This is a genomic window from Sphaerotilus sp., assembly GCF_013299175.1.
GTDB lineage: Bacteria > Pseudomonadota > Gammaproteobacteria > Burkholderiales > Burkholderiaceae_C > Sphaerotilus.
In genome coordinates this window covers 1-7,377 of the sequence record NZ_JAAFKF010000143.1, presented here as the reverse complement: position 1 = coordinate 7,377, position 7,377 = coordinate 1, and the positions used below count along the sequence as shown (strand labels likewise).

10 protein-coding genes are annotated in these 7,377 nt (G+C 69.4%); 2 read left to right on the top strand and 8 right to left on the bottom strand.

The genetic code is table 11. The features are described from left to right. Window positions 1–2: 2 nt before the first annotated feature. From QZW52_RS17780 to QZW52_RS17765, 4 genes are read right to left on the bottom strand one after another with little or no spacing between them, the layout of a single operon-like run. Complete coding sequence (locus tag QZW52_RS17780; RefSeq protein WP_294001134.1) at window positions 3–1,265, bottom strand: CaiB/BaiF CoA transferase family protein; 1,263 nt, start codon at window positions 1,263–1,265, stop codon at window positions 3–5. After that, entirely contained in the window at window positions 1,262–1,729 is a 468-nt protein-coding gene (locus QZW52_RS17775; RefSeq protein ID WP_294001132.1) for a MaoC family dehydratase, read from the bottom strand. The genes QZW52_RS17780 and QZW52_RS17775 overlap by 4 nt, the downstream gene beginning before the upstream one ends. Window positions 1,730–1,739: 10 nt before the next feature. Beyond that, window positions 1,740–2,138, bottom strand: a complete 399-nt coding sequence (locus tag QZW52_RS17770; protein WP_434738357.1) for a VOC family protein — start codon at window positions 2,136–2,138, stop codon at window positions 1,740–1,742. A 2-nt stretch (window positions 2,139–2,140) separates the two neighbouring features. Further along, on the bottom strand, window positions 2,141–3,067 hold the full coding sequence (locus QZW52_RS17765) for a ketopantoate reductase family protein (RefSeq protein WP_294001128.1): 927 nt from the start codon (window positions 3,065–3,067) through the stop codon (window positions 2,141–2,143). Between the two features lie 113 nt (window positions 3,068–3,180). Here QZW52_RS17765 and QZW52_RS17760 point away from each other — a divergent pair, with 113 nt between their 5' ends. Together QZW52_RS17760 and QZW52_RS17755 are read left to right on the top strand one after the other, a co-directional pair. Continuing rightward, complete coding sequence (locus QZW52_RS17760; protein ID WP_294001126.1) at window positions 3,181–4,104, top strand: LysR family transcriptional regulator; 924 nt, start codon at window positions 3,181–3,183, stop codon at window positions 4,102–4,104. A gap of 31 nt (window positions 4,105–4,135) precedes the next feature. Further along, window positions 4,136–4,813, top strand: a complete 678-nt coding sequence (locus tag QZW52_RS17755) for a TetR/AcrR family transcriptional regulator (protein ID WP_294001125.1) — start codon at window positions 4,136–4,138, stop codon at window positions 4,811–4,813. Window positions 4,814–4,822: 9 nt separating this feature from the next. Here QZW52_RS17755 and QZW52_RS17750 read toward each other — a convergent pair whose 3' ends face one another. The 4 genes from QZW52_RS17750 to QZW52_RS17735 all read right to left on the bottom strand — a co-directional run. Continuing rightward, a complete protein-coding gene (locus QZW52_RS17750; RefSeq protein WP_294001123.1) occupies window positions 4,823–6,001 on the bottom strand; it encodes a coiled-coil domain-containing protein in 1,179 nt (392 codons plus the stop codon). Window positions 6,002–6,026: 25 nt separating this feature from the next. Then, window positions 6,027–6,422 carry a type II toxin-antitoxin system VapC family toxin gene (locus tag QZW52_RS17745; RefSeq protein ID WP_294001121.1) on the bottom strand — a complete coding sequence of 132 codons (396 nt, stop codon included), beginning with the start codon at window positions 6,420–6,422 and terminating at the stop codon, window positions 6,027–6,029. After that, window positions 6,422–6,658: a hypothetical protein gene (locus QZW52_RS17740; protein ID WP_294001120.1), complete on the bottom strand. Its 237-nt coding sequence runs from the start codon at window positions 6,656–6,658 to the stop codon at window positions 6,422–6,424. Before QZW52_RS17740 ends, QZW52_RS17745 begins: the two co-directional genes overlap by 1 nt. 48 nt (window positions 6,659–6,706) lie before the next feature. Then, window positions 6,707–7,377, bottom strand: a 671-nt coding sequence (locus QZW52_RS17735; protein ID WP_294001119.1) for a helicase-related protein, incomplete at its 5' end; no start/stop codon positions are given.

Below are 7,377 nucleotides of genomic sequence, written 5' to 3'. Positions count from 1 at the left end.
GGTCATGTCAGTCCTTGTCGTGGCGAGGTCAGGGCTTGTTTCGAGAACAGCACGCCATCCGCCTGCATCGCCGCGATCTCGTCGGCGCTGAAACCCAGATCGGCGGCCACGTCGGCGTTGTGCTGGCCCAGGTCGGGCGCGACCTGGCGAATCGTGGTGTCACAGCCGGAGAAACGGAACGGCAGGTTCGGCAGCCGCAGCGTGCCGAAGCGCGGGTGTTCCTGCTCCATGACCATGCCGCGGGCCTGGATCTGCGGGTCGGACAGCACCTCGTCGATGCGCTGCACCTTGGCGGCCGGCACGTCGATGCCGTCCATCAGCGCCAGCACGTCGGCCACCGTGCGCGCCGCCACCCACGGCTTGACGGCGGCCAGGATCTCCTCGCGGGCGGCGTTGCGGCCGGTCGAGGTGTGCAAGCGCGTGTCGCTGCCGAAGCCGGCCGGGCCGCCGTGCTGCTCGATCAGCACGGCGAAACGCTTCCAGGCGTCGTCCACCTGCGCGGCCAGCACGAGGTCGCCGTCCGCCGCACGGAAGACGCCGTACAGCGTCGAGGTCGGCATGTCGTGGCCGGTCTGCTCGGGCAACACCTCACCGCCGGACAGCGTGTAGCACTGCACCGCGTATTCGTGCATCGACACCAGGCAATCGTACAGCGCCATGTCGATGTGCTGGCCCTTGCCGGAGTGGACACGGCCGAGCAGCGCGGCGTTGATCGCGGCCACGGCGTGGATGCCGGTGTACATGTCGCCCAGCGAGATGCGCAGCAGCGGCGGCGCTTCGCCCGGCATCCCGACCATCTGCATGATCCCGCTCTTGGCCTCGGCGATCAGGCCGAAGCCGGCGCGGTGCGCATCCGGGCCGGTGTGGCCATAGGCGGAGATGGAGCAGTAGACGAGCTTCGGGTTGCGCGCCGAGAGTTCGGCGTAGCCGAGACCCAGCTTGTCGAGCGCACCGGGGCGGTAGTTCTCGATGAACACGTCGGCCGAGTCGCACAGCTTGCGCATGAAATCCTGGCCACGCGGGTCGCGCATGTTGACGCTGACGCCCTGCTTGCCCATGTTGAGCTGCAGGAAGTAGCCGCTCTGCTGGTCGTCGAGGACGTGCGCGTGCTGGCGGCCCGCGTCGCCGGAGCCGGGGCGCTCGACCTTGATCACCTCGGCGCCGAGTGCGGCGAGGCAGCGGCCGACGTAGGGGCCGGCGAGGAAGTGCGAGTAGTCGATGACGCGCAGGCCGGCGAGCGGCAGCGGCTGGGTGGACGGGTTCATGCGGATTTCCTCGGGACCATGACGCGGTGCTCGCCGCGCTGCACGACTTCGTCGCGTTGGTTGATCAGCTCGGACGGCAGCACCAGGATGCCCCAGCCCGGCCGGCTCTTCGACTCGCGTTTCACCCCGACATGAAAGCGCACGCGCACCACGTCGCCGAGCTGGATCGGCGCGACGAAGCTCCATTCCCAGCCGAGCGACATGCCGGGCTGGAAGCGCATCGCGCTGTTCGTTTTCAGGCCGTCGGCGATGGACAGGCCGAACAGGCCGTGCGCGACGCGGGTGCCGAACGGGGTCTGGCGGGCGTAGTCCTCGTCGGTGTGGACGGGGGTGTGGTCGCCGCTCAGGTCGGCGTAGGCCAGCACGCGGGCTTCGGTGACTTCGTAGGGCGGGCTGGTGCAGCTCGCGCCAACTTCGGCGTCGTCCCAGTACAGGTCGTGGGTGGTGTCATAAGGAGTAGGCATCGGCACGCTTTCAGCTTTGCAGCGGTCCGCTTCGGGGGTTGATCGACAGCGCCTGCGCGACGCAGCCCGCGGGGCGGGCCTGCATCAGCTCGACGGCCAGCCCGTCCGGCAGGCGCAGCCAGTTGCGGCCCTGCGGCATCTCGGTGACGCCGAAGGTGTGGGCGGCGGCGATGGCGGCGTCCACGTCCTCGCACATGATCCCGAGGTGGCCGAGCCGCCCTTCCGGCCCCGCGAAGTCGGGCCTGGCGATGAACTGCATACCGCCGAGGGTCCAGTACTGGACCGGGTCGGCTTCGGTGCCCTGCACTTCGCGCATCGCCATGCCGAGCACGTCGTGGAAGAAGCGGATGTGCCAGTGGATGTCGCGCACCCAGATGGCGACGTGTTCGAGATAAGCCTTGGGAGCCATGGTCATTCCTTGATGCGCCGCTCGATGCCCTGGATGCAGGCGACGAGCGCGGCGTTGACGGGAGTGGGCACACCGACCCGCGCACCTGCACGGACGACGGCCCCGTTGATGAAGTCGATCTCGGTGATCGAACCTTTTTCCAGGCTCTGCAGCATCGAGGTCTTGAACGCGAACGGCAGCCCGGCCGAGGCGCAGTCCCAGGCTTCGATCGGCTCGGCCATGCTCAGCCGGACACCGCTGGCCCGCGCGACAGCCATCGCTTCGGCGACTGCCGCGAGCGCCGTCTCGCGGAGTGCGGGAATCGCGTACAGCTCGCCGTAGACCAGTCCGGTGATGCCACTGAGCGCGCCCGTGGCGACGTTGATCAGCAGCTTGTCCCACATCGTGCCGAGGATGTTGTCGCTGACCTCGGTGGCCAGGCCGGCGCGGTTGAACGCGGCGGCGATGGCTTGTACACGCGGGGTTGCGGCGCCGTCGAGTTCACCGATGACGGTGCGCTTGCCGGTGACGCCGGAGAGGATGCGGCCGGGGCCGAGCATCACGCCACCCACGTAGGTCTTGCCCGCCAGCACCCGCTCGCGGCCGACGACTTCCGCCAGGATGTCCTCGTGCCCGAGGCCGTTCTGGAGCGACAGCACGACCGTGTCCGGGCCGACGATCGACCGGGCGCCCTCCATCGCGGAGCGCGTGTCGAAGGATTTGACCAGCACGACGACGACATCGGCCACGCCCAGCCCCGCGCACGAGGTGGCGGCGCGCACGGCCACGGCGCGTTCACCGTCCGGCGTGACCAGCCTGAGGCCGTGGGCGTTGATCGCGGCAACGTGGGCCGGCGAGCGGTTGACGAGCGTCACGTCGGCGCCCGCCTCGGCGAGCGCGCCGCCGATGGCGCAGCCGAGTGCGCCGGCGCCCAGGATGCAGATGTTCAAGGTGGTTCCCTGTGGTCAATGCCTGTGGTCGAGACCGCGACGATAGGGCGGCCACTCCATGTCAGCAATCCAATGCGACCAATACACTGCATTGCATTGCGCAATACCACTCCATGCTGACCGACGACCCACCCCTGCCCGACACCCGGCTGCTGCACCTGCTCGACCTGCTCTATGACACCCGCAGCGTCACCCGTGCCGCCGAACACCTCGGCCTGAGCCAGCCGACGGTGAGCATCTGGCTGGGGCAGTTGCGCCAGCAGTACGGCGACCCGCTGTTTGTCCGCACCCCCGGCGGCATGGCGCCGACGCCCCGCGCCGACGCGATGATCGGCCCGGCCCGCGAGGCGCTGGACGCGATGCGCCGCCTTGGCCGGGCAGGCGCCGAATTCGACCCGGCCACCAGCACGCGGCATTTCCGCATCTGCATGACCGACGCCAGCCACATCACGCTGCTGCCACCGTGGCTGGCGCATGTGCGGGCGCTGGCGCCGTCGGTGAGCCTGTCGGCGGCGCGCATCGACGCGCAGACCGCCGACGCGCTGGCCTCGGGCGAGGCGGATCTGGCAGTCGGGCTGGTGCCCTGGCTGGAGTCGGGCTTCTACCAGCAGGCGCTGTATCCGCAGGACTGGGTGTGCCTCGTCAATGGTCGGCACCCGCGCCTCGGCGACACGCTGACGCAGGCCGAATACGCGGTCGAGGCCCACGTCGGCATCTCGGCCGGCACGGGCGCGCCGCTGCTGGCGCAGGCGATGGCGGATGGCGGGGTGCAGCGGCGGGTGTTGCTGGAGCTGCCGGGGTTTCTCGGGCTGGGCGCGATTCTCTCGACCACCGACCTCGTGGCCACGCTGCCGCGCCAGATCGGCGAGACGCTGGCGCGGGCGCATGGCTTGCGGGTGCTGGCCTGTCCGGTGGCGATCGCCGAGTTCACCGTCAAGCAGCACTGGCACGCCCGCTACCACCACGATGCCGGCAACCGCTGGCTGCGCGGAGTGTGCGCGGCGCTGTTCCTGCGGCCACAGGCAAACCCGCCCTGACACTGCACCATGCGGGTGCTAGATTCGCCGCATGACCACCCCCGACCGGGCCAAGAAACCCCCGCGCCGCACGGCAGAGCGCATCCTCGATCACTCGCTGGCGCTGTTCAACCGCTATGGCGAACCGAACGTCTCCACCAACGCGATCTCGGCCGACCTGAACATCAGCCCCGGCAACCTGTACTACCACTACCCGGCCAAGGAGACACTGGTCAACGCGCTGGTCAGCCGCTACGAGGCCGCGTTGACCGAGGCGTTGACGGCGGCGGGTCCGACCGATGACGCCGAGGGCGCGTGGAACCTGGTGCCGGGGCTGCTGCGGCTGGCCTGGAATTACCGCTTCATCTTCCGCGACCTGAACGACCTGCTGACGCGCAACCGGCAGTTGGAGACGCGCTGCCAGGCGGCGCTGGCGGTGCAGCAGGCGGCGGTGCGGGAACGGGTGGTGCGGTTGTGCGTGATCGACGGGGCGCCACTCTGCGACGAGGACGCCAGCGCGCTGTCGGTGTCGATCGTCGTGCTGCTGACCTACTGGCTGAGCTACGAGTACGTGCGCGACCCGCGCCACGCGCTGGAGCCGGACAACGCCGACGCGGCGGTGCGGCACGGGACGCGGCAGGTGATGGCGCTGCTGTGGCCGTACCTGAGTGCGGAGCGGCGGCGGCAGTTGCGGCCGGAGGGAGGCAGGCCGTCCAGTCCTGCCGCTTGAGGTCACAGGTCACATCAAGCCCGCCTCCTGCAACCGCTTCACCCACACCCGCCGCTGGCCATGCCCGCGCATCAGGATCACCAGCCGCTGCTGGAATTCGTCCTGCTGCCCCGCCAGCCGCATCGCGTCGGACAGGTCGCGCACCCGCTGCAGCGCCCGGTCGTAGGCGGACGCCGAGCCGCGTGACAACTGGGCCTCCACATCGCCCCAGATCGCCCCGACGCGCGGGAGGATCTCGCGGCGGAGGTACTCGGCACGCTGCTGGGCCTCGTGCAGGCGCTGGGCGTCGCGGGCCTGCTGTTCGCGGGCCAGTCGGGCGGCGCGGGCCTCGTCCAGCCCGGTGCGCAGTTGCGCCACCGTGCGACGTGGTGTGTCGGCTGGCGCGGTCCCCTCGGCCAAGGACCACGCCCGCACCGACTCGGTGTAGTGCTGCCGAACCACCTGCGCCGCGTCAAGCAGGTGGCCTTGCACCAGCAGCCGCACGACGCCGCGCAGCTCGTCCGTGCTCAGGCCGTCGAGCCAGCGGGCCTGCAGCGGCGTTTCGTCCACCGCCACGGCCTCCAGGTCGGCGCTGGCCTGCGCGGCGACGGCGAGCCAGTCGCGGTCGAACTCGACGAAGCGCAACAGGGCCTGCTGGGCGGGGCTGAGCGTGCGCAGGCCGGGGGGCACGGGGGGTTCGAGCGCGTCGTCGTCCAGTTCGTCCAGGTAGGCGCGCATCAGCCAGCCCAGGTAGAGCGCCCGCCGGTCGCCGCGCAGGATCTCCTCGCGCAGCGCCAGCAGCTCGGACAACCAGCCGGGGCCATCGTCCATGCCGAAGCGGTCCAGGCTGTGGTCGTCGGTGCTGAAGGCCCAGTCGAGCACCCAGGCATGGCCGACATCGAAGATGGAAAAGCCCTGTGTCTCGTCGCCGTCGAACCGGTAGGGCCGCAACGCCGCGTCGTCCAGCACGGTCTTGGGCACGCGCAGCATCAGCCGGCAGTGGCCCCAGTTGGCGCTGTACAGGTGGGCGTCGAAGTACCGCTTCATCCAGTCGAGCGCACTGCCCTTGAGGTCGCCCCAGTGGTACTCGTTGACGAAGCCGCCCGGCGTGATGCGGGCGCGGCTGGAACGCTCGCGCAACTCGGCCTGCTGCTGCGGGGTCAGCGGGCGGTCGAGGGCGGCGAATTCGTAGTATTGGTATTCGCTCATGCTGGTCAGAATTCAAGGGTTGGTGTCAAGCCTCCCAGTCCTCCAGCCGGAGATCAGGGACGCGGACGAACTCGCGGGTGTTGTGGGTCACGAGGGTGAGGTCGTTGGCCAGGGCCGTCGCCGCAATCTGCATGTCATACGGGCCGATCGGTCGGCCCTGCTGTTGAAGCGTGGCACGCAAGCGGCCAAATGCGTCGGCCGCACGCCCTTCGAATGGCAGCGAGTCCACCGCTTCGAACAGCGTTCTCAGCGTGCCCAAGTTGCGCTCGACCTGGGCGCTCCGATAAGCGCCAAACAGCAATTCGGCCTTGACCACGTCACACAGAAAAACCTGCCCATGGTGCTCAAGAATGCGTTGCCTGACCGGGTTGGGTCGTGGGTTCAGGTAGGCGATCCATGCATTCGTGTCGAGCAGCCACATCACCCACCCCACGCCGTTCGAACCTCGGGCGTGCCTTGATCGTCGCGGGTCAATGGCTCGCCAGCCCATGCCCCAGCCAAGCTGGCCAACTTGTTCTGGCGCTCCTCATCAGCCCAAGGTTGTCGGTCGCCGAGGGTCAGCACGATGACCTCCGTGCGCCGATGCCGCATCTCCGGCGGCACCTTCAGCACGATTTCCTCCTGCGGGTCTTCAATGATCTGTCGCATCGCCAGCATCGCGTCACTCCTTCTGTTCCGTCGGGTATCCGATCGACCCAGTGTGCCTCAAGCCTTCAGAAACTCCATCTTCCCCCCCAGCCACCGGCTGATGTGCAGCCGCGCCGCCTCCGGGTGCGCGTCGAGCAATCCCGGCGCCGCCGCCTTGGCGCGGTCCAGCAACCCGCCGTCCTGCCCCAGATCCGCGAACTTCAGCAGCGCATCCCCCGACTGCTTCGCCCCCATGAACTCGCCCGGCCCGCGGATCTCCAGATCCCGCCGGGCGATCTCGAACCCGTCCGTCGTCTCCGCCATCGCCTTGAGCCGCTCGCGGCCCGTCTGCGACAACGGCGAGGTGTAGATCAGTACGCAGACACTCGCCACCGCGCCGCGCCCCACCCGCCCGCGCAACTGGTGCAACTGCGCCAGCCCGAACCGCTCGGCGTGTTCGATCACCATCACGCTGGCGTTCGGCACGTCCACGCCGACCTCGATCACGGTCGTCGCCACCAGCACGCTCATCCGCCCCGCCGTGAACTCGGCCATCACCGCCGCCTTGTCCGCCGACGACATGCGCCCGTGCAGCAGGCCGACCGCCACGCCGTCGAAGATCACCGAGAGCTGCGCGTGCGTCTCGGTGGCGTTCTGCAGGTCGAGCGCCTCGGACTCCTCGATCAGCGGCACGACCCAGTACACCTGACGCCCCTGGCCCACCGCGTCGCGCACGCGGGCGATCACGT

Bases quoted from the DNA above. Each gene is read 5' to 3' on its own strand.
- QZW52_RS17780 (WP_294001134.1), bottom strand. From the start codon at position 1,265: ATGAACCCGTCCACCCAGCCGCTGCCGCTCGCCGGCCTGCGCGTCATC.
- QZW52_RS17775 (WP_294001132.1), bottom strand. From the start codon at position 1,729: ATGCCTACTCCTTATGACACCACCCACGACCTGTACTGGGACGACGCC.
- QZW52_RS17770 (WP_434738357.1), bottom strand. From the start codon at position 2,138: ATGGCTCCCAAGGCTTATCTCGAACACGTCGCCATCTGGGTGCGCGAC.
- QZW52_RS17760 (WP_294001126.1), top strand. From the start codon at position 3,181: ATGCTGACCGACGACCCACCCCTGCCCGACACCCGGCTGCTGCACCTG.
- QZW52_RS17755 (WP_294001125.1), top strand. From the start codon at position 4,136: ATGACCACCCCCGACCGGGCCAAGAAACCCCCGCGCCGCACGGCAGAG.
- QZW52_RS17750 (WP_294001123.1), bottom strand. From the start codon at position 6,001: ATGAGCGAATACCAATACTACGAATTCGCCGCCCTCGACCGCCCGCTG.
- QZW52_RS17745 (WP_294001121.1), bottom strand. From the start codon at position 6,422: ATGTGGCTGCTCGACACGAATGCATGGATCGCCTACCTGAACCCACGA.
- QZW52_RS17740 (WP_294001120.1), bottom strand. From the start codon at position 6,658: ATGCTGGCGATGCGACAGATCATTGAAGACCCGCAGGAGGAAATCGTG.